The 24664-nt window shown below is 63.3% G+C and carries 21 protein-coding genes, 6 tRNA genes and 1 pseudogene; 10 read left to right on the plus strand and 18 right to left on the minus strand.

Annotated elements, in window-relative coordinates:
• Window positions 1–196 precede the first annotated feature (196 nt).
• The 11 genes from LOL23_RS12960 to miaB all read right to left on the minus strand — a co-directional run bounded on the left by LOL23_RS12960 (window position 197) and on the right by miaB (window position 6939).
• Window positions 197–273, minus strand: a tRNA-Asp gene (locus tag LOL23_RS12960).
• A gap of 35 nt (window positions 274–308) precedes the next feature.
• Window positions 309–384 (minus strand) — tRNA-Glu (locus tag LOL23_RS12965).
• A 26-nt stretch (window positions 385–410) separates the two neighbouring features.
• Window positions 411–486: transfer RNA gene (locus LOL23_RS12970), tRNA-Ala, on the minus strand.
• 365 nt (window positions 487–851) lie between these two features.
• Window positions 852–928, minus strand: a tRNA-Asp gene (locus LOL23_RS12975).
• A gap of 35 nt (window positions 929–963) precedes the next feature.
• Window positions 964–1039 (minus strand) — tRNA-Glu (locus LOL23_RS12980).
• A gap of 79 nt (window positions 1040–1118) precedes the next feature.
• Window positions 1119–1194: transfer RNA gene (locus tag LOL23_RS12985), tRNA-Ala, on the minus strand.
• Between the two features lie 159 nt (window positions 1195–1353).
• On the minus strand, window positions 1354–2991 hold the full coding sequence (lnt, locus tag LOL23_RS12990) for an apolipoprotein N-acyltransferase (protein ID WP_160978677.1): 1638 nt from the start codon (window positions 2989–2991) through the stop codon (window positions 1354–1356).
• Between the two features lie 31 nt (window positions 2992–3022).
• Window positions 3023–3907 (minus strand): CorC family transporter, encoded by an 885-nt coding sequence (locus LOL23_RS12995; RefSeq protein ID WP_160978688.1) that lies wholly within the window; start codon window positions 3905–3907, stop codon window positions 3023–3025.
• A 116-nt stretch (window positions 3908–4023) separates the two neighbouring features.
• The gene (gene ybeY, locus LOL23_RS13000) at window positions 4024–4503 is read right to left on the minus strand and encodes an rRNA maturation RNase YbeY (protein ID WP_160978690.1); all 480 of its coding nucleotides are present in this window, start codon (window positions 4501–4503) and stop codon (window positions 4024–4026) included.
• Window positions 4493–5509, minus strand: a complete 1017-nt coding sequence (locus LOL23_RS13005) for a PhoH family protein (protein WP_160978692.1) — start codon at window positions 5507–5509, stop codon at window positions 4493–4495. Before LOL23_RS13005 ends, ybeY begins: the two co-directional genes overlap by 11 nt.
• Window positions 5506–6939: a tRNA (N6-isopentenyl adenosine(37)-C2)-methylthiotransferase MiaB gene (gene miaB, locus LOL23_RS13010; protein WP_160978694.1), complete on the minus strand. Its 1434-nt coding sequence runs from the start codon at window positions 6937–6939 to the stop codon at window positions 5506–5508. Before miaB ends, LOL23_RS13005 begins: the two co-directional genes overlap by 4 nt.
• A gap of 339 nt (window positions 6940–7278) precedes the next feature.
• On the opposite strand from miaB, the gene sorT reads away from it, so the two are divergent.
• Window positions 7279–8511, plus strand: a complete 1233-nt coding sequence (gene sorT, locus LOL23_RS13015; protein WP_160978696.1) for a SorT family sulfite dehydrogenase catalytic subunit — start codon at window positions 7279–7281, stop codon at window positions 8509–8511.
• Window positions 8512–8610: 99 nt separating this feature from the next.
• Window positions 8611–8955 carry a SorU family sulfite dehydrogenase c-type cytochrome subunit gene (gene sorU, locus LOL23_RS13020; protein WP_160978698.1) on the plus strand — a complete coding sequence of 115 codons (345 nt, stop codon included), beginning with the start codon at window positions 8611–8613 and terminating at the stop codon, window positions 8953–8955.
• A 180-nt stretch (window positions 8956–9135) separates the two neighbouring features.
• Here the strand turns inward: sorU and secF are convergent, their stop codons facing one another.
• The 5 genes from secF to queA form a co-directional block, all read right to left on the minus strand.
• Window positions 9136–10071, minus strand: coding sequence for a protein translocase subunit SecF (gene secF, locus LOL23_RS13025; protein WP_160978700.1), 936 nt, complete (start codon window positions 10069–10071; stop codon window positions 9136–9138).
• 69 nt (window positions 10072–10140) lie between these two features.
• On the minus strand, window positions 10141–12015 hold the full coding sequence (secD, locus tag LOL23_RS13030; RefSeq protein ID WP_160978702.1) for a protein translocase subunit SecD: 1875 nt from the start codon (window positions 12013–12015) through the stop codon (window positions 10141–10143).
• 58 nt (window positions 12016–12073) lie between these two features.
• On the minus strand, window positions 12074–12421 hold the full coding sequence (gene yajC / locus LOL23_RS13035) for a preprotein translocase subunit YajC (protein WP_160978704.1): 348 nt from the start codon (window positions 12419–12421) through the stop codon (window positions 12074–12076).
• Between the two features lie 144 nt (window positions 12422–12565).
• Window positions 12566–13702, minus strand: coding sequence for a tRNA guanosine(34) transglycosylase Tgt (gene tgt / locus LOL23_RS13040; RefSeq protein WP_160978706.1), 1137 nt, complete (start codon window positions 13700–13702; stop codon window positions 12566–12568).
• Window positions 13699–14748, minus strand: coding sequence for a tRNA preQ1(34) S-adenosylmethionine ribosyltransferase-isomerase QueA (gene queA, locus LOL23_RS13045; protein ID WP_160978708.1), 1050 nt, complete (start codon window positions 14746–14748; stop codon window positions 13699–13701). Before queA ends, tgt begins: the two co-directional genes overlap by 4 nt.
• Window positions 14749–15134: 386 nt before the next feature.
• Between queA and dacB the strand changes: the two genes are divergently transcribed.
• The 6 genes from dacB to LOL23_RS13075 all read left to right on the plus strand — a co-directional run bounded on the left by dacB (window position 15135) and on the right by LOL23_RS13075 (window position 19355).
• The gene (dacB, locus tag LOL23_RS13050) at window positions 15135–16529 is read left to right on the plus strand and encodes a D-alanyl-D-alanine carboxypeptidase/D-alanyl-D-alanine endopeptidase (RefSeq protein ID WP_237173773.1); all 1395 of its coding nucleotides are present in this window, start codon (window positions 15135–15137) and stop codon (window positions 16527–16529) included.
• 91 nt (window positions 16530–16620) lie between these two features.
• On the plus strand, window positions 16621–17262 hold the full coding sequence (gene upp / locus LOL23_RS13055; protein ID WP_160978710.1) for a uracil phosphoribosyltransferase: 642 nt from the start codon (window positions 16621–16623) through the stop codon (window positions 17260–17262).
• A 101-nt stretch (window positions 17263–17363) separates the two neighbouring features.
• Window positions 17364–18086, plus strand: coding sequence for a hypothetical protein (locus LOL23_RS13060; protein ID WP_202411683.1), 723 nt, complete (start codon window positions 17364–17366; stop codon window positions 18084–18086).
• Window positions 18087–18147: 61 nt separating this feature from the next.
• The gene (locus LOL23_RS13065; RefSeq protein ID WP_160978712.1) at window positions 18148–18465 is read left to right on the plus strand and encodes an ElaB/YgaM/YqjD family protein; all 318 of its coding nucleotides are present in this window, start codon (window positions 18148–18150) and stop codon (window positions 18463–18465) included.
• A 63-nt stretch (window positions 18466–18528) separates the two neighbouring features.
• Entirely contained in the window at window positions 18529–18948 is a 420-nt protein-coding gene (locus tag LOL23_RS13070) for a phage holin family protein (RefSeq protein WP_160978714.1), read from the plus strand.
• On the plus strand, window positions 18945–19355 hold the full coding sequence (locus LOL23_RS13075) for a hypothetical protein (protein WP_202411684.1): 411 nt from the start codon (window positions 18945–18947) through the stop codon (window positions 19353–19355). Before LOL23_RS13070 ends, LOL23_RS13075 begins: the two co-directional genes overlap by 4 nt.
• A gap of 143 nt (window positions 19356–19498) precedes the next feature.
• On the opposite strand, the gene LOL23_RS13080 is transcribed toward LOL23_RS13075, so the two are convergent.
• Window positions 19499–21085, minus strand: coding sequence for a UbiD family decarboxylase (locus LOL23_RS13080; protein ID WP_160978716.1), 1587 nt, complete (start codon window positions 21083–21085; stop codon window positions 19499–19501).
• A gap of 719 nt (window positions 21086–21804) precedes the next feature.
• Here LOL23_RS13080 and LOL23_RS13085 point away from each other — a divergent pair.
• Window positions 21805–22260, plus strand: a pseudogene (locus tag LOL23_RS13085) (transglycosylase SLT domain-containing protein); the annotation flags it as partial.
• A 72-nt stretch (window positions 22261–22332) separates the two neighbouring features.
• Here LOL23_RS13085 and LOL23_RS13090 read toward each other — a convergent pair.
• Window positions 22333–23490, minus strand: coding sequence for a pyridoxal phosphate-dependent aminotransferase (locus LOL23_RS13090; protein ID WP_237173726.1), 1158 nt, complete (start codon window positions 23488–23490; stop codon window positions 22333–22335).
• 207 nt (window positions 23491–23697) lie between these two features.
• Here LOL23_RS13090 and LOL23_RS13095 point away from each other — a divergent pair, with 207 nt between their 5' ends.
• Entirely contained in the window at window positions 23698–24624 is a 927-nt protein-coding gene (locus LOL23_RS13095; RefSeq protein WP_160978722.1) for a hypothetical protein, read from the plus strand.
• Window positions 24625–24664 lie beyond the last annotated feature (40 nt).

Here is a 24664-nt window from a genome sequence, read left to right on the forward strand (position 1 = left end):
GAAAACTTGTTGTTCTTGCTCATGACTCCATTCTCTCAAGAATTGAAGCCTCCTCAAAACCCGGTTCGATTCAGTTCCGGCAATGTGGTGCATCGTAGTGCAATTTGAGTGCAGTGAAAGGCTATAATTCGCCTTGATTGGGTTATACCATCCACCCAATGCAATCACCTAAGTGCTTGATACTACTAGAGAAATGTGGCGGAGCGGACGGGACTCGAACCCGCGACCCCCGGCGTGACAGGCCGGTATTCTAACCAACTGAACTACCGCTCCGCAGCGGTGTGTACTGCAACTGTGCCAGAGAAAACTGGCGTCCCCTAGGGGATTCGAACCCCTGTACTCACCGTGAAAGGGTGATGTCCTAGGCCTCTAGACGAAGGGGACAGGACTTGCATAATCTGCCGTGGAACTGGTGGAGGTAAGCGGGATCGAACCGCTGACCTCTTGCATGCCATGCAAGCGCTCTCCCAGCTGAGCTATACCCCCTACGTGTGAACATAGTGTTGCCAGCGACAGGGCCGTAATTATGCACTATTTTTTTGTTTCTCGCTTTTGGCTGCGGCGGCAGTGGACTAGGCAGGAGGGGGTGAGGCCCTGTGTTGCGCCGTTGATGGTGCAAGGTACGGTGCGCGTCCACCGAAGCGACTCACAGCAGCCTTGCGCCGCTGTGAGCGCCGTAGGAATCCCTTTTCTTTAGGGAGGGGAGGATGTCAAGCGGCTGGAACGATATACCGTCTGGTAGTGCTCGCTAGCAGGTGTCAGTTGCAATGCAAGCATTCTGCATTTGGAATACAAATGGGGGCGAAAAAAAAGCGCTTACGGTAAGTAAGCGCTTTTTTTACTGAATTATTTGGCGGAGCGGACGGGACTCGAACCCGCGACCCCCGGCGTGACAGGCCGGTATTCTAACCAACTGAACTACCGCTCCGCAGCGGTGTGTACTGCAACTGTGCCAGAGAAAACTGGCGTCCCCTAGGGGATTCGAACCCCTGTACTCACCGTGAAAGGGTGATGTCCTAGGCCTCTAGACGAAGGGGACAGGACTTGAAACAAGCTGCGCATTTTAGCATATTAAACACGCGGTACTGCAGGTGCCCGAAGGCAGACTTCGTTAGAACTGGTGGAGGTAAGCGGGATCGAACCGCTGACCTCTTGCATGCCATGCAAGCGCTCTCCCAGCTGAGCTATACCCCCGAGGCTGCAAATTGCTGCTTCGTTCTCTAGCGAAGAAGCGAGATTATGCACGAATTTTTGAATCTGTGCAAGCCAAAGCCGCCGAGGGCGATATTTGGTTACGCAACCTGTCGTCAATGACATGGACGCTTTAAGGGGCGCTTAGGTCAAACCATTGGATTACGCGGGGCCAGCCGCGCGCGGGCGGCGCAGTAGGCCCAGGAGCAGGAACAGGGCGATCCACGCCAGTGCGGGGGCGTTGCCTAGCCGCACGTAAGGCGTAAGGCCGCTGCGACCCTGGACTTCGACGTCGAGTACACCCTTTCGCATGGGCTCGAGCACGCCGCGCACCACACCGTTTGCGTCGATGGCGGCCGTCATGCCAGTGTTGGTGGCCCGCAGCATGGGACGGGCGGTTTCCAGTGCCCGCATGCGTGATATCTGCAGGTGCTGGCGCAGCGCCCAGGAGTCGCCGAACCAGCCCAGGTTGCTCAGGTTCAGCAGGATGGTGGCGCCGGGGCCTTGGGTGGCGCTGTCGCGCACACTGCGGATGATTTCTTCGCCGAACACGTCTTCATAGCAGATATCAGGGGCGATGATTTGGTCGCCGATCTTGAACAGCGCTTGCCTTTCGGGGCCGCTGTTGAAGTCGCCCAGAGGGATGTGCATAGCGTCGACAAACCATCGGAAGCCAGGCGGTACGAACTCGCCAAAAGGCACCAGGTGGTGTTTGTCGTAGCGCATGGGCGGCTTGGCGGCGGCGATGGCGGCGGCGGTTGTCTCGCCGTTGAAGCCGATGGCGCTGTTGGTATAGCGATCGGCGCCGTTGGCGGCGTCGTGCAAGGGTGCGCCCATGATGACGTGCGCATTATGCTCACGCGCCACGTTCAGCCAGTGCTCCCACAGGTTGGGTGCGACATTGTCCTGAAACAGAGGGACGACGGTTTCCGGCATGACAACAAGGTCGGGCACAGCTTTCGGATCGCGCGGCGGCAAAGATGCGAGCTCCAAGTAGTCCATTTGCGCTTGTACAAACATCGACGCGTCGAATTTCTGTGATTGCGGGACATTGCCCTGTGTGAGCCGCACCAGCAGCGGCTCTCCGTGGGGCGAGGACCAGCTTACGTGGCCCAGGAAAATGCCGGCCAGGCCCGACAGGACGGCAAGCCCAACGCCTATCGCTGTCCGGGCATCGTTTTGCGTGTCTTTGGCGCAGGCCAGCAAGGCTATGGCCGCGGCGGCGAACGCCGCCAGCCACGCGATGCCATAGACGCCAACCACGGGTGCCCAGCCGGCCAGCATGCCTTCGACGTGTGCATAACCGATGTTGAGCCAGGGCAGCCCGGTGAACAGTGTGCCGCGCAGCCATTCGGCGCCGGCCCAGCATGAGGCCCATGCCGCGGCGGCGAGCAACTGGCGGCGGTAATGCGTGGCTTGCGGGAGGTAGCGCCCGCCAAGCAGGCTTGCTGCGCCGGTGGCCAGGCCTGTGTATAGGGCAAGAAATGCCGACAGCAGCAACACGGCCAGCACAGCGAGGGGCGCGGAGATGCCCCCGTACTCATGCATGCTGATGTACAACCAATACAGCCCCACCGCAAAATGGGCCAGGCCGAAGACAAAGCCGGTGAGTGCGGCCCGCCAGGCGGTGGCAGCGCGCATGGCGTGCCAGGCCAGCACCGCCAGCGCGAATAGCTGCACAAAAGGCAGCGACCAGTGCGGCAGCGGGCCCGGCGCGAATGACAATGCATGCACGGCGCCCAGCGCCAGCAGGGCGGCCAACGTCGTGGCGGGCAATGTGGCGCTGCGGGGTGTGGGCATATGCAAGTTGATGGCGTCCGGATACGTGTGGCTAGTTGCCGCCGTCGGGCAGGGGTGCCGGTGTGGTGGAGTCGTGTTGGATGTGCAGCCAGAGCGCCCGCTTGGCGTCGGCGCCAACAACGGTGATATTCAGGCCTTCGTAACTGATGCTGTCGCCTCGGCGCGGGATGCGGCCAAGTTCAGCGGCCAGCCAGCCACCCAGCGTGTCGTAGTCTTCGTGCGGCAAGTGGGTGCCGAAGCTTTCGTTGAACGCGACGATTTCGGTGATGCCCATGGCCCGCCAGCTATTGGTGCCGGTCTGGAAAATGGTTTTCTCGTCATCTTCATCGTATTCGTCTTCGATGTCGCCGACGATCTGTTCCAGCACGTCTTCCATCGAAACCAGCCCCGAAATGCCGCCGTGCTCATCGACGACGATCGCCAAGTGGTTGCGGCTCACGCGGAACTCGTGAAGCAGCACGTTCAGGCGTTTGGTTTCGGGGATGAACACGGCCGGCCGCACAAGGGGGCGCAGCGCGATCGAGGGGTTGCTGACCGAAAGCAGCAGGTCTTTGGCCAACAGGATGCCGACAATGTTGTCGCGGTCGTCTTCGTAGACGGGGAAGCGGGAGTGGCCAGTCTCGATGATCTCGGGCAGGATTTCGGCCAGTGGCTTGCCGATGTCGAGCATGTCGATCTTGGAGCGGGGCACCATGATATCGGCCACTGTTTGCTCGGCCATTTCGAGCGCGCCGGAGATCATGGTGTAGGCTTCGCTGTCTAGGATCTGGCGCCGGTGGGCGGCCTCGAGTACAGCCTTGATGTCGTCCCGGTTAGCGGGTTCGGAGGGCCGGATAAGCGAGGTAAGCCGTTCGAGCAGCGATCTGCCGTGTTTGGCCGGTTGAGGTTCGGGGTCGGTGGGGCTAGGGTCTGACATTGTCCGGAGACTGAATACACGAGTCCTTAGGATAACCGATAATCCACGGCGCGGCGTAGCGGCTGTTTGGCTGCCCGCACCGCGCCGATGCTGTCATCGGCGTGTCCTACTGTGTCCTACTGATAGGGGTTGGGCAGGCCCATGGCGGCCAGGATGGCGACTTCGAGCGCCTCCATTTCACGGGCCTCATCATCGTCCAGGTGATCGTAGCCAAGCGCATGCAGCACCCCATGCACTACCAGGTGCGCAGCATGATGCAGCAAGGGTTTGCCTTGTTCGGCAGCCTCGCGGCGCAATACAGGCATGCACAACACAATATCGCCGCTTGCCGTGCCGCCTTGGTCGGTGCCGTATTCGAAAGTCAGCACGTTGGTGGCGTAGTCTTTGCCGCGATAGGCGTGGTTGAGAGCGCGGCCTTCTTCGGCATCGACCAGCCGCAGGGTGAACGCTGCAGTGCTGAAGCCACCGTGCGCGCCACCTTGCGCTACACCCGCCACGGCCTGCGTAACCCAGCGGCGCAGCCGCCAGCGCGGCAGCTCGACGGCTTCGGTGCCATATTGCACAGACAGCGACAGGGCGGGCGCATCAGGCGACATGATCGCCCGCTTTTTCGTAGGCTTCGACGATGCGCGCCACAAGCGGGTGGCGCACCACGTCGCGGCTGGTGAACTGCGTGGTGGCGATGCCCTGAACATCACGCAGAACATCGACGGCATGCGCCAGCCCGCTGGCTTGGCCGCGTGGCAAGTCGACCTGTGAAGGGTCGCCGTTGATGACGGCCTTGCTGCCGAAGCCGATGCGCGTCAGAAACATCTTCATCTGCTCGGGCGTGGTGTTCTGGGCTTCGTCGAGGATGACGAAGGCGTGGTTCAGTGTGCGCCCGCGCATATAGGCCAACGGGGCGATCTCGATGGTTTGTTTTTCGAACAGGCGCTGTACGCGTTCGAAGCCCATGAGATCGTAAAGCGCGTCGTAGAGCGGGCGCAGATAAGGATCGACCTTCTGTACCAGGTCGCCCGGGAGAAAGCCCAGACGCTCGCCGGCTTCGACGGCCGGACGTGTGAGCACCAGCCGCTGCACACTCTCGCGCTCTAGTGCGTCGATGGCGCAGGCCACTGCCAGCCAGGTTTTGCCGGTGCCTGCGGGACCGATGCCGAAGGTGATGTCGTGGCGCAGAATATTGTTGAGATACTCGCGCTGCCGGGGGGTGCGGGGACGTAGGTCAGTGCGCCGGGTGCGCAGATTCAGGCTCAGGTCGTCGACCGGTGGCAGATCGGGCAGCGCGGCGTGGGCGGCGGGCGCTTGCATATGGGTTTCTTCTTGCGTGAGGCCTGCACCCATTTCGACCATGCCAAGCTGGATGTCTTCGACCGCCAGAGCCTTGTGTGTCGCACGGCGGTGAAACGTTTGCAGTGCCTTGGCGGCAGCCTTGGCCTGCTCTCCCTCTATGGTGACGCGGTCGCCGCGGCGGGCAATGCGTACGTTCCAGCCGTCTGCAATCTGGCGCAGGTTGGCGTCAAGCGGGCCGCAGAGATTGGCCAGGTGAGTATTGTCGCCCTCCAGGGTGAAGACGACTGGTTTTTTGCGCGTGGACGCTGTCATGCGGAGGTTTCCTGCGAGTCGTGGGTGACGATCTCGCCGCGCAGCGAATTGCTGAGAGACTGCGTGATGCGCACGTCCACCATTTGCCCGATCAGGCGCGGATTGCCCTGGAAGTTGACGGTGCGGTTGTTTTCGGTGCGGCCGGCGAGCTCACCTGGGTCGCGCCGCGAGGGCTTTTCGACAAGGATGCGCTGCACGGTACCGACCATGGCCTGGGCGACGGCGGCAGCCTGCTCGTTGATGAGTGTCTGCAATTTTTGCAGGCGCTCGAGCTTGATCTCTTTGGGGGTGTCGTCTTCCAGATCGGCGGCCGGGGTGCCGGGGCGACGTGAATAGACGAAGGAAAACGAGGTGTCAAAGCCCACGTCGCGAATAAGTTGCATCGTACGTTCGAAGTCGGCCTCGGTTTCGCCCGGAAAGCCGACGATGAAATCGGAAGAAAGCGTAAGCCCAGGGCGGGCCGCGCGCAGGCGACGTACGATGGATTTGAATTCGAGCGTGGTGTAGCCCCGCTTCATGGCCGCCAGGACGGGGTCGCTGCCAGCCTGCACGGGCAGGTGCAGGAAGGGCACCAGCTTGGGCAGTTTTCCATGGGCCTCGATCAGGCGCGTGGTCATTTCTTTGGGGTGCGAAGTGGTGTAGCGGATGCGTTCGATACCCGGGATGTCGTGCACGTATTCGAGCAACATCGCGAAGTCGGCGATCTCGCTGCTGCCTTCCAGAGGGCCGCGGTAGGCATTGACGTTCTGCCCCAGCAGGGTGACTTCTTTCACGCCCTGGTCGGCCAGGTCGGCGACTTCGGTGAGTACGTCTTCAAACGGGCGAGAAACCTCGGCACCCCGTGTATAGGGCACCACGCAGAAGCTGCAGTATTTGCTGCAGCCTTCCATGATGGACACAAAGGCGGTGGGGCCTTCGACGCGTGCCGGTGGCAGGGCGTCGAACTTTTCGATCTCGGGGAAGCTGATGTCGACCTGTGAGTGGCCCGATGCACGACGCCGGGCGATGAGATCGGGCAGGCGATGCAGGGTTTGCGGGCCAAACACGACGTCTACGTAGGGCGCGCGGCGAATGATGGCTTCGCCCTCCTGGCTGGCGACGCAGCCGCCCACGCCGATGATCAGGTCGGGCCTGGCCTGGCGCAGGTGCTGAACGCGGCCCAGGTCGGAGAACACCTTTTCCTGCGCCTTTTCGCGCACAGAACAGGTGTTGAAGAGGATGATGTCTGCCTCTTCGGGGTTCTGGGTGAGTTCTACGCCCTGGTCTTCGCGCAGGACGTCCGCCATTTTTTCGGAGTCGTATTCGTTCATCTGGCAGCCAAAGGTGCGGATGAACAGTTTACGGTGCGGGCCGGTCGCAGCGGCGGGCGAGGCAGAACTGGCGATGGCGGCAGGCGTGCCGGCTTCGCGCTTGAGGTTGATTTCTTGCATGTTTGGCCGTTACGGGTGTAGATCCCGGGGGCGTTGAATAAAACCAATATTGTACCGGGAAGGCGCCAGCCGCGTAGCCGCCTGCGGGATGGCGGAACGTCGGTTGTGAATTGGGCTCGCGTCTGGATGCATAGAAGTTTTAGATCTGGACTATATATACTTATATGTATTGTCGATATAATCGGCGCAAAATAAGGGCAGACGGCCCGCGCGGGCTTACGGGCTCGGGGCAACACGGCGCCAGCCGGGTGCCGTGCCGTTTGCCTACGATCGAGTGCGTGCGGTGCGTGGAAATTCCGCGGGGCATGCAGAGCAAACTACACGACAAAGGAGAACGATATGAGTGATTTGCAAAGCCTGGCTCGCCGCCGCATGCTGGCTTCCACAGGTGGTCTTGCCGCCTTGGCGGGCTTGGGTGGGCTGGCGCAGACGGCATCGGCGCAGGGTGCCGCCGCCGCGCCCCCCGCTGCAGCCAGTGGCGCCAAGCCGCTGCCAGATTATGCTGCATGGAAGGATGTGGACAGCATGATTGTCCACAGCAACAACACCATCGAACTCAAGCGTTGCGCCTTGGGCTCTGGCGGCATCACACCGCTTGATCGCCTGTTTGTGCGTAACAACGTATCGCCGCCTTCCGCCGACATCATGAAAGACCCCGATAGCTGGGCGGTGGCCATCGAGGGCGTAGCCAAGCCGCGCAGCTTCACTGTGGCCGAACTCAAGACGCTGGGCCTGGCTTCGGTGCCTATTGTGCTGCAGTGCTCGGGCAACGGTCGCGCCTGGTTCCCCAGCAAGCCCAGCGGCACCAAATGGACGGTCGGCGCGGCTGGCTGCGTGGTATTCAGCGGCGTGCCAGTCAAGGCCGTGCTGGAGGCTGTGGGCGGCATGTCCGACGGCATGGTCTACATGACCAGCACAGGGGGCGAGGAAATACCGGCGGGCATCGATCCCAACACGGTGATGGTCGAGCGCTCTGTGCCGCTGTCGGCAATTGAAGATGCCATCCTGGCCTGGGAGGTCAATGGCGAGCCGATTCCGTTGGCGCATGGCGGCCCTCTGCGCATGATCGTGCCGGGCTATACGGGTGTGAACAACGTCAAATACATCAAGCGGCTGGCCTTCACCAAAGAGCAGTCGCCGGCCAAGATCCAGCAGACTGGCTACCGCTTTGCCCCGTTGGGCGAGAAGGGCGCCCCGGTGCATAAGTCTATCTGGGAAATGCCGGTCAAGTCCTGGGTCACGCATCCTTGCGAGGATGGTGAAAAGCTCAAGGCTGGCAAAGTACAGATCCGTGGTGTCGCCATGGGCGGCATGACGGCGGCCAAGAAAGTGGAGGTGTCCGTCAACGGTGGCAAAGATTGGCAGGAGGCTACCCTGATCGGGCCCGACTTGGGCAAGTACGCTTGGCGCGAGTTTGTGCTGTCCACCACCTTGAAGCCGGGCACCTATGAAGTGACGAGCCGGGCAGTCAATGAGAAAGGCGATGCACAGCCCGAAGAGCGCCTGGAGAACAACCGCGGCTATTTGAACAATAGCTGGCGCGACCACATGGTGAAAGTTACGGTCGCCTGACGCGGCCCCAACATTCTGTTTTTACCCTGGCGGCGCCTGGCCCGGCTCGCACCGGAGCCAGGCGCCGTGTTGTTTGTTGTTCATTAAAAGGAAGTGAAGATGAAATACCCGGTTGCAGCACGAATTGCCGGAGCGATGATCCTGATGTGCGCGGCGGGCGCCAGTATGGCGGGCGGCCCCGATGCCGCCAAGCTGGAAAAGGGCAAGGAAGTGTTCCTCAAGCGTGCCACACCTGCCTGTGCCGTCTGCCATACCCTCCAGGACGCAGGCGCGGCTGGCACCATCGGCCCCAATCTCGACGAGCTCAAGCCCACCTACGATCAGGTTAAGTCCATGGTGATCGAAGGGGCGGGTGCCATGCCGGCTTTCGGCCAGATGCTGGACGAGGCCTCCATCGATGCCGTGGCGGCCTACGTGTCGCATATTACGGGCGGCGGTCAGTAACTCGTTGCCAAGCACCGCTCCGCATAAGCGAAGGCGTGTGCCCGCAAGAATGCTGCCCAGGGCGGCGTTTCGCTCGTACGCCGGGCGACGCGGGTCACACATGGATATGCAAAAAAGCCGCCCGGCTGCCCGCCTTGTACAGGACGGGCAGCCGGGCGGCTTTGTTTGAACGTCGTGGGATCAGTTGACCTCGGCGCCGGGGTCTTCCTTCTTGACCGGTTTGACCAGGTCTTCGCGTTTGACGCCCAGCCACATGGCTATGGCGGCGGCCACGAACACCGATGAATAGATGCCGAACCAGATGCCGATGGTGAGTGCCAGTGAGAAGTAGTGCAGCGTTGGGCCGCCGAAGAACAGCATGGCCAGCACCATCATTTGCGTAGACCCGTGGGTGATCACCGTGCGCGAAATGGTTTGTGTAATGGCACTGTTGATGATTTCTTGGACCGATGCTTTGCGTTGCTTGCGGAAGTTTTCGCGGATACGGTCCATGATGACGACCGATTCATTGACCGAATACCCTAGCACCGCAAGCACCCCGGCCAGCACCGAGAGTGAAAATTCCCACTGGAAGAAGGCAAAGAAGCCCAGGATGATGATTACGTCGTGCAGGTTGGCCACCACGCCCGCGACGGCGAATTTCCATTCGAAGCGGAGGCCCAGGTAGACCATGATGCCGATGATCACGCACAGCAGCGCCAGCAGACCGTTATGGACGAGCTCCTGGCCCACTTGCGGGCCTACGAATTCAACGCGGCGCAGCTCGACGCCCTTGTCCTGCGCCTGCAGCGCAGCAAGCACGGCATCGCTTTGGGCTGCGGAGCTTTCGCCCTCGCGCAGCGGCAGCCTGATCATCACGTCTTGCGAGGTGCCGAAGTTCTGTACCTGGAAATCGGAGTAACCCAGCCCGCCAATGGCGCCGCGGACTGTGTCGAGCTGCGCAGCCTGCTGATAATGCACTTCCATCACCGTGCCGCCAGTGAACTCGATCGACAGGTGAAAGCCCCGGGTGACGATGAAAAACACCGCCAGCACGAAAGTGATGAAACTGATGATGTTCAGCACCAGCGCATGGCGCATGAAGGGAATGGTGCGGTGTATGCGGAAAAATTCCATGTCTGAATCTTGCCTGTGTGTTGCCTGTTATCGGGAAGCCCTGCGCCGCGCGTGGGCGGCGGGCAGGGGTTATTCCTCGTTGGGTTTCCAGATCTGGCCGATGGAGACCGTGCGCAGCTTGCGCTGGCGGCCATACCAGAGGTTGACCAGTGCCCGCACACCTACGATGGACGAGAACATGGAGGTGAGGATGCCGATGCAGTGCACGACCGCAAAGCCGCGGATGGGGCCGGTACCAAAAGCCAGTAGCGCCAGCCCGACAATCAGCGTGGTGAGGTTGGAGTCGAGAATCGTGCCCCAGGCCCGTTCGAAGCCCAGGTGAATGGCCTGCTGCGGCGGCAGCCCCAGGCGCAGCTCTTCGCGGATACGTTCGTTGATGAGCACGTTGGAGTCGATGGCCATGCCTAGTGTGAGCGCAATGGCCGCAATGCCAGGCAGCGTGAGGGTAGCCTGCAGCATCGACAGCACCGCCAGCAGCAGGAGCACGTTGAAGGCTAGCCCCAGCGTGGAGAACATGCCGAACAAACGGTAGTACATGATGATGAAGATCGCGATGGCGATAAAGCCATACAGCGTGGAGTAAAAGCCCTTGGCGATGTTGTCGGCGCCCAGGCTGGGGCCGATGGTGCGCTCTTCGATGATTTCCATGGGCGCGGCCAGCGAGCCGGCGCGCAGGAGTAGCGCGATGTCGGCGGCGTCCTGCGCCGTCATGCTGCCGGATATCTGCACCTGCCCGCCCGGGATCTCGCTGCGGATGACCGGCGCGGTGACGACCTGGCCCTTGCCCTGCTCAAACAGAAGGATGGCCATGCGCTTGTTGATATTGTTGCGCGTGACGTCGCGGAAAATACGCGCGCCCTTGTCGTCGAGCGTGAGGTTGACGGTGGGCTGCTGCGTTTGTTGGTCGCGGCCCGGTTGTGCGTCTTTCAGGTTTTCGCCGGTGAGGATGACCTGGCGGCGCAGAAGCATGGGGCGACCGTCAGCGTCGGTATAGCGCTCAAGCCCGAAGGGCACGCGGCCGGCGGCCAGCGCCGCCTGGGCCGACGGCGAATCGTCGACCATGCGGATCTCGAGTGTGGCCGTGCGGCCCAGGATTTCTTTGGCCTTGGCGACGTCTTGTACGCCAGGCAACTGGACGACGATGCGGTCGGCGCCCTGCTGCTGGATGACAGGCTCGGCGACGCCAAGCTCGTTGATGCGATTGTGCAGCGTGGTGATGTTTTGCTTGAGTGCGTTGGTTTGCACTTGCGTGACTGCGGTTTCGGTGAGCTTGCCCGTGAGCATGAACTGGCCGCCGGTTTCGCCCGTGGCGGTGAATACCATTTCGGGCATGGCGCGGGTGAGTTCTGATGCGGCGGCCGAGCGGTCGGCCTCGCTGTTGAAACCGGAAACGATGGACAGGTTCTCGCGCTCGACACTGGCAGGGTTGATCTTGACGTTGCGCAGGGTATTGCGCACATCGTTGGCCATGGAGTCGTAGCGGCCGGTGAGGGCGCCCTGCATATCGACCTGCAGCAGGAAGTGCACGCCGCCGCGAAGATCGAGGCCCAGGTACATCGGGTGCGCACCCAGCGCGGACAGCCAGTTGGGCGAGGCCGGCAACAGGTTAAGCGCCACCGTGTAGGACGGGTCGGCTGGGTTGGTGTTCAGGGCCTTTTCGATAAGGTCCTTGGCCTTGAGCTGGACGTCTGTGTTTTCGAAGCGTACGCGCACCGTACCGACCGGGCCGTTCATGTCGAACCGGCTGCCGGTGTAGGCGAGGTTATTGCTGCGCAGGACGTCTTCGACCCGGCTCAAGGTGCCCGCATCGACCTTGACGGTAGACTTGGCGCCAGCGACCTGAACCGCGGGAGATTCACCAAAGAAATTGGGCAGTGTGTACAGCAGGCCGAGAATAAGGGCCACCAGTACGGTCAGGTATTTCCAGAGGGGATAGCGGTTCATGTCGGGGCGGGAGCTGATGCTGAAAAAGGCGCCGCGAGGCGCCTGGCGAGGCCGGGGATCAGAGCGACTTGATCGTGCCCTTGGGCAGCACGGTGGTGACTGAGGTGCGCTGCACCAGCACTTCGACCGGTTTTTCGGCCAGGGTGGCCACTTCGATGGTGACGTAGCTGTCGGTCAGCTTGGTGACCTTGCCCAGCATGCCGCCGCCGGTGATGACCTCATCGCCCTTGCCAAGGCCAGCGACCATGTTGCGGTGCTCTTTCTGGCGTTTCATCTGAGGACGGATCATCAGGAAGTAGAGGATCACGAACATCAGGATGATGGGCAGCATGCCCATCAGCGCGTTTTCGCCACCGGCGGGCGCGGCCTGGGCCATGATGAGGGGAAGGGTGTCGGTGACAGCCATGAATTCTCCTGGAGGATATTTTTGGTTAACTCTGTATTGTAGCGATATATTGCGTCACGGCCAGCGGGGGCCGCCGGGGCGGCCGGGTTGCCATCTTGCAGCGGTATCTCGCGACATGACTGGCATATGCCTGCCGGGGCGCACCTATTCGATGCCGCGCGCGCGGTCGCGATGGAACTGTTCGCGCCATTGCTCGAAGCGCCCCGCCTCGATGGCCGTGCGCATTTCCGCCATCAGGTTCAGATAGTAATGCAGGTTGTGCAGTGTGTTCAGCCGCGCGCCGGTGATTTCGTTGGCGCGCTGCAGGTGGTGAAGGTAGGCCCGGCTGAAATGCGCACAGGTGTGGCAGGTACAACTCGGATCCAGCGGCCGGGTGTCGTCGCGGTAGCGGGCGTTGCGGATCTTGATATCGCCATAGCGAGTGAATAGCCAGCCGTTGCGGGCATTGCGTGTGGGCATCACGCAATCGAACATGTCGACCCCGTTGGCTACGCCCTCGACCAGATCTTCGGGCGTGCCCACGCCCATCAGGTAGCGGGGCGCATGCTCGGGAAGCCGGGGCGCCACATGGCGCAGCACCCGGATCATGTCGTCTTTGGGTTCGCCCACCGACAAGCCGCCGATGGCATAGCCCTCGAAGCCGATGTCCAGCAGCCCGGCCAGGGATTCGTCGCGCAGGTGCTCAAACATGCCGCCCTGCACGATGCCGAACAGCGCATTGGGGTTCTCGAGTTGTTTGAAGGCCTCGCGCGAGCGTTTAGCCCAGCGCAGCGACATGCGCATGGACCGCGCCGCTTCTTCGGCGGTGGCAGGGCGGCCGTCGATGGCGTACGGCGTGCACTCATCGAACACCATGGCGATGTCGGAATTGAGCGAGCGCTGGATGCGCATGGACTCCTCAGGGGTGAGGAATTGACGTGAACCGTCGATAGGCGAGGCGAACTTGACGCCTTCTTCGGTGATTTTGCGCAAACCATTCAGGCTGAATACCTGGAAGCCGCCCGAGTCGGTGAGGATGGGCCGGCCCCATTGCATGAAGCCGTGCAGGCCCCCATGCTTGTCCAGCACCTCGGTGCCCGGGCGCAGCCATAGGTGAAAGGTATTGCCCAGGACGATCTGGGCGCCGATTTCGGTGAGCTCGTGCGGCAGCATGGCCTTGACGCTGCCGTAGGTGCCCACGGGCATGAAGATGGGTGTTTCGACCACGCCGTGGTTGAGCGTGACGCGGCCGCGGCGCGCGCGGCCGTCAGTGGCCAGGAGCTGAAACTGTAAACCGGTCATGGGTGGGAAGCGGGTTGGGCGGGTTCAATGAACATGGCGTCGCCGTAGCTGAAGAAGCGATACCGCGATTGGACGGCGTGCGCATAGGCGCGCCGAATGGGCTCCATGCCCGCCAGCGCCGATACCAGCATCAACAGCGTGGACTGCGGCAGGTGGAAATTGGTGATCAGGGCGTCGACCCAGGCAAAATGGTAGCCGGGCGTGATGAACAGGCGTGTATCGCCTTCGATGGTACCCGTCTGGTTAGGCTGGGTGGCGGCGGATTCGAGCGCGCGCACACTGGTGGTGCCCACGGCGATGACACGGCCGCCAGCGGCGCGCGCTGCGTGCACCTTTGCGACGGTGTCAGGGGGCACAGAATAGCGTTCGGCGTGCATGACGTGTTCGGACAGGTTCTCGACCCGAACAGGCTGGAAGGTGCCCGCGCCCACGTGCAGGGTGACGAAAGCTTGGGCGATACCCTGCTCGCCCAGGGTGCGCAGCATATTGTCGTCGAAGTGCAGCCCGGCGGTGGGCGCGGCCACGGCGCCCGGTTCGCGGGCATAGACCGTCTGGTAGCGGGCGTCGTCGTCGGCCCCGGCTGTGTGCGTGATATAGGGTGGCAGCGGCGTGGCGCCATGTGCGTCGAGCAGATCGAGCACCCGGCCCGGAAAGACAATGTCGAACAGATCGCCTTCGCGCGCGGCGACGGTGGCAGTGAAAGCGTCAGCCAAGTGCAGCTGCGCACCCGGTTTGGGAGACTTGCTGGCACGTACATGCGCCAGGGCCCGGTCGGGGCCGGTAATGCGCTCGACCAGCACCTCGACCTTGCCGCCGCTTTCTTTGTGCCCCGTGAGCCGCGCCTTGATGACGCGGGTGTCATTGAAGACCAGTAAATCATTGGGGCGCAACAGGCTGGGCAGGTCTTTGAACAGACGGTCGTGGAGTTCGCCACTGGCATCCAGATGCAGCAGCCGGCTGTCGACGCGGCGGGCGGCGGGGGATTGCGCGATGAGTTCGGGCGGCAGGTGGTAGTCGAATTGGGAAAGCGAGAGTGTCGGGTTCACTGAAAGTCTTCTCGGGCCGGCGCCGTGGTGGCGCGGCAGGGTGCGGAGTGGTGCGCGGTACAGGCATCAGCCAGGCGCGGCAGCGCCGGCTATCATGGCCAGGCGGTATTTTAAGCGTTTGCGGCGAAAAATTCCCCACGGCGGGTGCCGCGCACTGGCCAGGATTGTTTATGCTGATGTTTTTTGCGGGTGGGAGACGGGACATGTTTGCATGGTTGGGGCGGTTGGCCAAGGGTCTTAGCGCGGGGTTCGTCCTTCAGGGCCATGCCGGGCGCGGCCATTGCTTCGCCGGCGATGCTGGCGCGCGAGCTCGATGGCGGCATGTCCAGGCCGAAAGGCCGGGTGTCGTCCCGCCCGGCGGCAGCCGGTTGCGCACGGGCTTGGCGATGGCGCTACTTGCCTGTACAGTGCCCGCCTCTGCGCTTTCCCAGGCGCTGCCGCCCGAACTGGCCAAACTCTGGGGCGCAACTGGTATGCCCGATAGCGTTCTGTCTGTGCAGGTGCAGGAAATCGGCGGCCCCGCGCTGGTTTCCGTCAATAGCGACACGCCGCGCAACCCAGCCTCTGTCATGAAAATGGTGACAACCTGGGCGGGGCTGGCCGGCCTGGGGCCCGACTACACTTGGCGCACGACAGCGTTGGCCGAAGGCAAGGGGCGTATCGATGAGCAGGGCACGCTGGCCGGGCCGCTGTACCTGAAGGCAGGCGGCGACCCCTACTTTACCGTGCAGGATCTTTGGGCTTTGCTGCGCGAGCTGCGCCTGCGCGGCATCAAGAATCTGACTGAGGTGGTGGTCGACCGCTCGGTGTTCGGCGCGGTGGACATTGACCCAGGCGCCTTCGACGGGGCGCCGGAACGGCCCTACAACGCGAGCCCCGACGCCATGATGGTAGGGTTGGGCGCGATACGCCTGCTGTTTCAACCCGACATGGCCGCCCACAAATGGATCGGCGTGATCGACCCGCCGGTACGCGGTGTGCGTCTGGAAGGCGAGGTGAAATGGAGCGGCGCGACATGCCCCGGATCGCCTTCGATTTCCACCCAGGTGCTGCCGGTGCAGAACGAGTTCGTCGTGCGCATAGGCGGGACGGCGGCCGGATCGTGCGGCGAGTTCAGCATCTACCGGCTGGCCCTGCCGCAGGGCGAATACTTTGCGCAGTTGTTCACCATGCTGTGGCGCGAGCTGGGCGGCACCCTGGCGCGCGGTGTGCGCAGCGGCCGTGTACCCCGCAACGCCACGACGCTCGCTTGGCACGATTCCCAGACCCTGGCCGATACCATCCGCTATATCAACAAGCACAGTAACAATGTCATGGCGCGTACGCTGCTCCTGACGCTGGGGGCCGAGAAGTCCGGGCCCGGCGCGACGCCCGCCTCGGGTGCGACAGCCGCGCTTGGGATACTCGCGCGGCAGGGTGTAGATACGCGTGGTTGGGTGCTGGACAATGGTGCCGGGCTGTCGCGCAACGGCCGGGTGACGGCGGCGGGTATGGCTGGCATGCTGGACGCTGCCTGGCGTTCGCCCCTGATGCCTGAGTTCATGTCGTCGCTGGCGATTGCCGGGGTGGATGGCACCGTGCGGCGCCGCATGCGCGATGACGAGGTCAAGGGCATGGCGCACCTGAAGACTGGCAGCCTGCGCGACACCCGCGCGCTCGCGGGTTATGTGCTGGGGGCAAGCGGCAAGCGATACATACTGGTCAGCCTGGTCAACGATGATCGCGCGGCCGCCGTGCGGGCGTTCAACGATGGCTTGGTCGCCTGGCTGGCGGCACGCTGAATCGCCATGCGTGTCGCGTCATTGCTTCTACAATAATGGCATTGTCGATTACCGGCTTACCGAACGTCCGGGCCCTCCCCAAGGAAGCATCATGCCTATCCACGAAATCCGCCATCCCTTGATTCGCCACAAGCTGGGCCTGATGCGCCGGGCGGATCTCAGCACCAAGAATTTCCGCGAAATGTCGCAGGAAATCGCCGCGCTGCTTACGTACGAGGCCATGAAAGACATGCCACTCGAAACCGTGCGTATCGACGGTTGGGCTGGCCCGCTGGATGTGGAAAAGCTCGCGGGCAAGAAGGTAACAGTGGTGCCCATCCTGCGTGCGGGGATCGGCATGCTCGATGGGGTGCTCAGCCTCATCCCGGGGGCCAGGGTTAGCGCCGTGGGCATTGCCCGCAATGAAAAAACCTTGCAGGCTCATACCTACCTGGAGCGGCTGGCGGGCCAGATGGACCAGCGTGCCGCGCTGATCGTGGACCCGATGCTGGCCACTGGTGGCTCGATGGTAGCCACCATCGATCTGCTCAAGCGCGCCGGTTCACGGCATATCCAGGCGCTGGTGCTGGTGGCCGCGCCCGAGGGCATCAGGGCGGTGCAGGAGCGGCATCCCGATGTCGACATCTACACCGCCTCGATCGACAGCCATCTCAATGAAGACGGTTACATTATTCCCGGCTTGGGTGATGCGGGCGACCGCATTTTCGGTACACGCCAGAAAGAACCCTGCTGATGCGGCCAGTTAATATTTGCTAACCGATTCGACCAACTGGCGGCAGGCAGGCCTGCTTGGATCGGTTAGTATCTGGGCTGAAGCAATTTCATTGGACGGCTATGCGTATTATCTGGATTCATCGCATTGTCGCGTGTGCATTGGGGTTGGCCGCCCTGCCTGCCTTTGCGGGGATGTGCCAGACACCATTCATGCATGACGGCGGCAAGGTCAAGCTCAGTGGTTCGGGCCTGCTCGCGCTGGGGGCCGATCTTTCATTTTCCAATGTACGCAAGCAAGGTGGCGATGTCTGTGAGGCCCGGGTGCAAGGTACGGCCACTTACGGCTTGGCGGGATTGCCGGCGGGGCAGGCCGGGCTCGACTACCTGATGCGCATCAATCGCGGCGAAGCCCGCTTCGAGCGCGACGACGGCAGCGGCCGAAGGGTGCCGGTGCAAGGCAAGTTCGACCTGCGCGTGCTGGGGCTGTTTTCATATGGCACGCCTATTACGCAGGCGGGCCAGCGCTTTCCGGCCCAACGTTTCGAGATCAATGTCGACAAAAAGGCGGCTCAGGCCCAGCCCGTTGTCATCCAGACTGGTGAACGTACGGTGGGGCAGCGGCAGGATATCAATACAGCCGCAGGAAGCCTTTCGTGCTGGCCGGTGCGCTACACCCGCATCAGTGAGCCAACCCAGGCGTCATTCAATGGGCTGATGCTGCCGGTGCCGGGGATGACGGCCAGTGTCACGGACTGGTATTGTCCCGATGTCAGCATGGTTATGCGCCAGGACAGCGTCCAGAATGGCGTGACATCCACGGTAGAGGTCACTGAGCTGCGCTAGGCATGCAGGGTGCTGAAGTTTCGTTGTACTGTTTCTAAAACGTCTGATTGGGAGTGAAATTATGGCAACACGACAAAGCCTGCGCGAGAGCGAAGAGGATTTCATCGAAAGCCTCAAGGTCAGCCTGGACGAGGCGGAGAAGCTGATGCGCGAAGCCGCCGAGGCTACCGGCGACAAGGCCACCGAACTGCGTGAAAATGCACTGCGGTCGCTGCGGCGCACCCGAGAAGCCCTGTACGACACCCAGGATGACTTGATGGCGCGCGGCCGCCAGGCCTGCCGCGCAACCGACGATTACGTCCATGACAATCCCTGGCAGGCCATCGGTTTTGCCGGCTTGGCGGGTGTGCTGCTTGGTGCGTTGATCTGCCGCCGCTAGCCGCCGCTACCGCCGCCGCCAGCGTGGTTGCGCTGGCGGTGCGTCCAACCGGAAAGGGCCATCATGTCTCTTAGACAATCGGCCGGCGACTTGGCCGGCATGCTGCTGTCCATTTTGCGTACGCGCCTTGAACTGTTTTCGCTCGAGGCGTCCGAGCAGAAGGCGAGCGTGATCAGTCTGCTGGGGATGGCATTCGGCGCCTTGTTGTTTCTTACATTGGCGGTGCTGGTGTTTTCGATCGCCGTGGCGCTTTATTTCTGGCCGACCGAGCAGCGTTATCTTGCACTGGGGCTGTTGGCACTGATCTACGCGCTGATCGGCGCGGGCCTGTTCCTGGCCCTGCGGCGCAAGCTGGTGTACGGGCCAATGCCGTTTGCCGCTACGCTTGAGGAGCTTCAGCAGGATGTAGCGCTGGTAGAGCGGCTGCGCGGATCATCGACCCGTGCACATGACGGCCCTGCGCGGGACGAGGAGGCACGATGACCGCCGAACGACACTCAACGCGAAACACGGCAAGCGAACGCGCCGTGCGGATAGAGTTGGCGCGGATGCGTGCGGCGCTTGAGCGCGAGGCGGTGGCGCGCGATGCATGCAAGCTGGCCGGGGCGCTGCGGCCAAGCGCCATCCTGCACAGCATGGTGCCGCGGGCAGGCTCGCGTTCGGTGGTCGACTGGCTGCTGCGCGCGGTTGCGCTCACGCGTCGCTACCCCCTGCTCACGTCGGCCGCGTCAGCCCTTCTGTCAGGCGTGGGCCGTGGCAGGGGCCGTCAGCGCTGGCTCTGGCGGGTGGGCGCGGGCCTGCTGATCGCCTGGCAGGTGGCGCGCAAGCACGGCGAACACAATGCGCCGGGTCGCCACGATATTGACCTGCCCAAAGGGCGGGAGCGCTAGACGGCGGCTCGCACAGCCAGGCATGCACCTGCCGGTCTACGTCGATAACGAAGCGTCGCACCACATGCATCGCCCTTGATGCGTCGCTCCGAGGCATGGCCAACCCCGGTGGTGCCGCGCCTTGCATTGCGCATATCGGCGCGCTACAGGCCCAGTTCGCCCCAGATGGCATCCACACGGGCCTTCACCTGTGCATCCATTTCGATGGGGCGGCCCCATTCGCGCTGGGTTTCACCCGGCCATTTATTGGTGGCATCCAACCCCATCTTGCCACCCAGGCCCGATACGGGCGAGGCAAAATCAAGGTAATCAATGGGCGTGTTCTCGACCAGCACGGTATCGCGCACTGGATCCATGCGCGTGGTCATGGCCCAGATCACTTCCTTCCAGTCGCGTACGTCTACATCGTGGTCGACGACCACGATGAACTTGGTGTACATGAACTGGCGCAGTACGCTCCAGAGCCCGAACATGACACGCTTGGCATGGCCAGGATACTGCTTGCGCATCGACACGACGGCCATGCGGTAGCTGCACCCTTCGGGCGGCAGGTAGAAGTCGACAATCTCGGGTAACTGGCGCTTGAGCAGCGGCACGAATACTTCGTTGAGCGCGACGCCCAGCACAGCGGGTTCGTCGGGCGGTTTGCCGGTATAGGTGCTGTGGTAGATCGGGTTGCGGCGCATGGTAATGCGCTCTATCGTGAATACCGGGAACCAGTCCTGCTCGTTGTAATAGCCGGTATGGTCGCCGTAGGGGCCTTCGAGCGCCATTTCGTAGCCCGTGTCGGGCGCGGGCGGCGGCGCATGGATGGCGCCTGGCCCTGGTGTGGCGCTGTGCTCTCGCGAGGCCGGCGCCCGAGGCGGTAGGGCGCGCGGGTCGCTGGATGGCAGGATGTGCCCCTCAAGAACGATTTCGGCGAAGGCGGGTACCGACAGGTCGCTGTGCAGTGTCTTGGCCAGTTCGGTGCGCGAGCCGCGCAGCAGGCCCGCAAACTGGTATTCGGATAGGCTGTCGGGCACGGGGGTGACTGCGCCCAGAATGGTGGCCGGGTCGGCCCCCAGCGCCACGGCCATGGGAAAGGGCTTGCCCGGATGCGCCAGGCAGTGATCGCGGAAATCGAGCGCGCCGCCGCGGTGCGACAGCCAGCGCATGATGAGTTTGTTGCGCCCGATCAGCTGTTGGCGGTAGATGCCCAAGTTCTGGCGCCGCGCATTGGGGCCGCGCGTAACCACCAAGCCCCAGGTGAGCAGCGGTGCCACGTCGCCGGGCCAGCAGTGTTGCAGCGGGATAGCGTTCAGATCGACATCATTGCCTTCCAGTACGACCTCTTGGCACGGGGCCGCCTTGATCATGCGCGGGCTCATGTCCCAAAGCGCTGATTTGAGCTTGCCCACCGTGGCAATGGCATCGCGCAGGCCGCGAGGGGCTTCGGGTTCGCGCAGCGAGGCCAGCAGTTCGCCTACGTCGCGCAGGGCGCTGACGTCGTCGGCGCCCATACCCCAGGCGACGCGCTTGGGCGTGCCGAACAGGTTGGCCAGCACTGGCATGCGCGCGGGCGCGCCATTGTGCTGCGCATTTTCGAACAACAGGGCGGGGCCGCCCGCGCGCAGCACGCGGTCGCTGATATCCGTGATCTCGAGGTGAGTGGATATGGGCGCCTGGATGCGCTTGAGCTCGCCGTTGCGCTCAAGTTGGGCGATGAAGTCTCTCAGGTCACGATATTTCACAGATTTTTGCCGATCGGGTTACATTGGACAGTGGCCGGAGGTTAACATCGGCCCACTTCATTTTATCTGCAAGGGGCAGCATGGCAGTTGCGGCGTCCACCTTTTCGGGTGTGCTCGTGCGTTCGCTGCGCGGCATTTCCTACCGCCTGAGTGAAATCGTTCACGTATGTGCCATCTATTTGGGCATTACCGTGCTGGTCGCTGGTGTGCTGGCTTTTGTCGTGCCCTCGCTTCGCGAGCAAGTGCGCGAAGTCCACGAGGCACTGATTATCGCGCTTCAGCCCGACAGCGCCGGCAGTGAAATGCTGCATGCGCTGGCCGACCCGGATGGCAATCTGTATTTGCCAGGCCGGGAGCCGGGGCGTTTGCCCCCCGAAGATGCGCAAACCGCGGGGGGGGGGGGGGGGGGGGGCGCCCCCCCCCCCCCCCCCCCCCCCCCCCCCCCCCACCCCACCCCCCCCCCCCCCCCCGCGCCGCCCCCACCCCACCCCCACACGGGCGCCGCCCCTCACTCACGCTCACCCCGGGCGCCGCCCCCGCGGGCCCCTTTCTTTCGGCCGCGGGGGGGGGGGGGGGGGGGGCCCCCCCCCCCCCCCCCCCGGGGGGGGGGGGGGGGGGCCCCCCCCCCCCCCCCCCCCCCCCCCGCGGGTGCCCAACTCAGCTTCGCTCAGGCTTTGCGTGCTTCCGAGGCCGGTCGCCATGCTGTGGGGCTCACCCGCGCACAGGCCGAGGCGCTGCGCAGCTATATTTCGCGCAAATTCCGGATTGCCGGCACGGTGGCTGGCGCGCTGGTCAATACGGTATTTGTTGTTGCCCGCGAAAGGGGCCTGGACCCGCAACTGGTGCTGGCGGTCATCGCGATCGAGTCGCGCTACAACCCCTATGCCGAGAGCCATGTGGGGGCTCAAGGGCTGATGCAAGTGATGCCCAAAGTGCACAAAGACAAGTTTGAGGCATTTACTGACGGCCAGATCGCGGCACTCAACCCCATTGCCAATATCCGTGTGGGCACGCAAATCCTGTACGACTGCATCCGCCGACGCGGTTCAGTGGAAGGTGGCTTGGCGTGCTATGTGGGCGCGACAGGCCCCTCGGACGGCGGCTACGGCGCGAAAGTATTGGCCGAGCGGCGCCGCATCGCCCTGGCGTCGGGCATACGCGTGGCGGACCGTTGAGGGGTTGCTGCTGGATACTGATCGTGGGATGTCGATCTCTGTTGCCGATGATTGTTGGCGACGTCGCCCTGCCTAGCCCAGAAAGCTGCCGATGCGCCCGATGGCTTCTTGCAGCCTGTCCAGCCCGGTGGCGTACGACAGCCGTATGGTATGGCCTGCATGGGCAGGCCCAAAATCCAGCCCGGGCACGACGGCAACCCCCGCTTCGTGCAGCAGGCGGTGCGAAAACACGGTGCTTTCCTGGCCCAGGCCGCTGATGTCCGCATAAATATAGAACGCACCATCGGGCCTGACCGGTACGCGCAGGCCCAGGCGATCGAGTTCGGGGAGCAGGTAGTCGCGGCGCTGCCTGAACGACAGGCGGCGGTTTTCATAGATTTGCATCACCTCGGGCTCGAAACAGGTGATGGCTGCGTGCTGCGCCAGCGACGGCGCGCAGATGACGAGGCTGGCGGCTAGCTTCTCGATGGCTGGCACCATGTCCGCGGGTGTGATGAGCCAACCGAGGCGCCAGCCCGTCATGTGGAAGTATTTGGAGAAGCTATTGATGACGACAATGTCGTCGTCCAGGGTGAGTGCGCTGAGCGGGGCATCGTCGTAGTACAGGCCAAGGTAGATCTCGTCCATGATGATGAAACCGTCGTGTCGGCGTACTTCGGCGATGAGCGCGCGCAAGTCTTCGCGCGCCATGCTGGCCCCGGTGGGGTTGCTGGGCGAGGCGATCAGCACGCCGCGCGTGGCCGGCCCCCAGTGCCCGCGCACGTCTTGCGCGCTCAGGTGAAAGCGCTGCGCGGCGCTGGAGGGGATCAGGCGGGGCACGCCGCCGGCGGACATGATGAAGTTCTGGTTGGCCGGGTAGGACGGATCTGGCATGAGCACTTCGTCGCCGGGGTTGATCAGGGCCATGGCGGCCAACAGCAGGGCGCCAGACGCGCCGGACGTTACCACCACACGCGAGGGGTCGATGGATGCGCCGAATGTGGTGTCGTAATAGCGGGCGATAGCGTCGCGCAGCAGGGGCAGGCCTGCTGGTGAGGTGTAGCCGCTCAGCCCCGCTTCGGCCGCACGGTGCAGGGTTTCGAGCACCTGGGCGGGGGCGGTGAAGTCAGGCTCGCCAATGCCCAGGCTGATGATGTCCCGGCCTTGCGCCTGTAGCAAGCTGGCTTGTTTGAACAGTTCCACAGCGTAGAATGGCATGACTTGTTCAGTACGCTTGGCGAGGCGGGACATATCGCGGAAACCTTTGAGTCAAATGAGGTAGCCGCATTGTAGCCCTGGGGCATGGCCTTGGTGCTACATCATGTAGGCCCGCCGACCGGTGCCGCGGGCCCATGGCGCCGTATCGCACAATGCAATGTGCTGAATGCGTACCGAATTCGTACCAAATGTGCGTCGAATGCGTATCGGCCGCACATCGATTGTCGCCAGGAAGCCATCATGCAGTCATCCTCCCGCCGCGCCTTTCTTACCGGGCGGCGTGCCCTCAGCGACCCGTGGCAGGCGTTTTGCCAGGCCATGCGCCGCAATGTCGAAGGTTCGTTTTTCGAGCTGGACACGCATGGCGGCGCGCCTGCCGCGCGCCTTGTCCCCAAGCAACCTGGGGATGTGCGCAAGGCGCGCGCCTTGTGCGAGCGCCATGCCGTCATCCTGGCACTGGACGGCGTGCCGGGGGCGGCACGGCTAGACGACGAAGCTGTGCTTTGGGTCGATCCGGGCCGCGCGCTGGGGCGCTGCGAGCGGCTGGAGCCTGGCAGCCCGCAGTGGTTCGTGCAGCCGGGCTGCTTGTTGGGGGAGCTCGAGGCAGCCGGCCTCACCGCGTTTGCCGATCTTCCTTGTCATATTTCGGTCGCCGCATGGCTTGCCGATCGCACCCTGTGCGATTGGCCTTCCGGCCAGACGCATGAATCGGGCATCGTGCATGCATCTGTTCTGCTGGGTGACGGAGAGGTCGTCACCTTGGGGCCATTTGGCGAACACAACCGCAAGCCGCTCGACGGCATACGGTTGCAGCAGCTCATCCCGGCGCTGTTCCAGCTGTCCACACAAGCGGCGGGCCGTGCCTGTCGCGCGCAACCCGCGTGGCCGGCGCGCTACCGGCTGGATGCGCTTGCGCCTGTGGACGGCCAGGCGGTCAACCTGGCCCATCTGCTGTTGGGGCACGGGGGCGACCTCGGCTGGGTGGAGTGGCTGGTCATCGACGAGCGGCTGGCGCGCCCGCTCGCAGAGCAACCCTACGACGCCCGTTACGCCGCCGGCCGTGCCGTCGCGCTGGGCTTGGAAGCCGAGGCGGGAGAGCTTGATGCCGCCGTCAAATCATTGTTTGATCCCCATTGCCGCTTGTCGCATCCCGGGCAGTCTCTGTAAGAGCGGCGTATGATGGCGGCCTGTGGGTGAAGCTGCCGCG

The organism is Paracandidimonas lactea, from assembly GCF_021653995.1.
GTDB classification, from domain to species: Bacteria; Pseudomonadota; Gammaproteobacteria; order Burkholderiales; family Burkholderiaceae_B; genus Allopusillimonas; species Allopusillimonas lactea.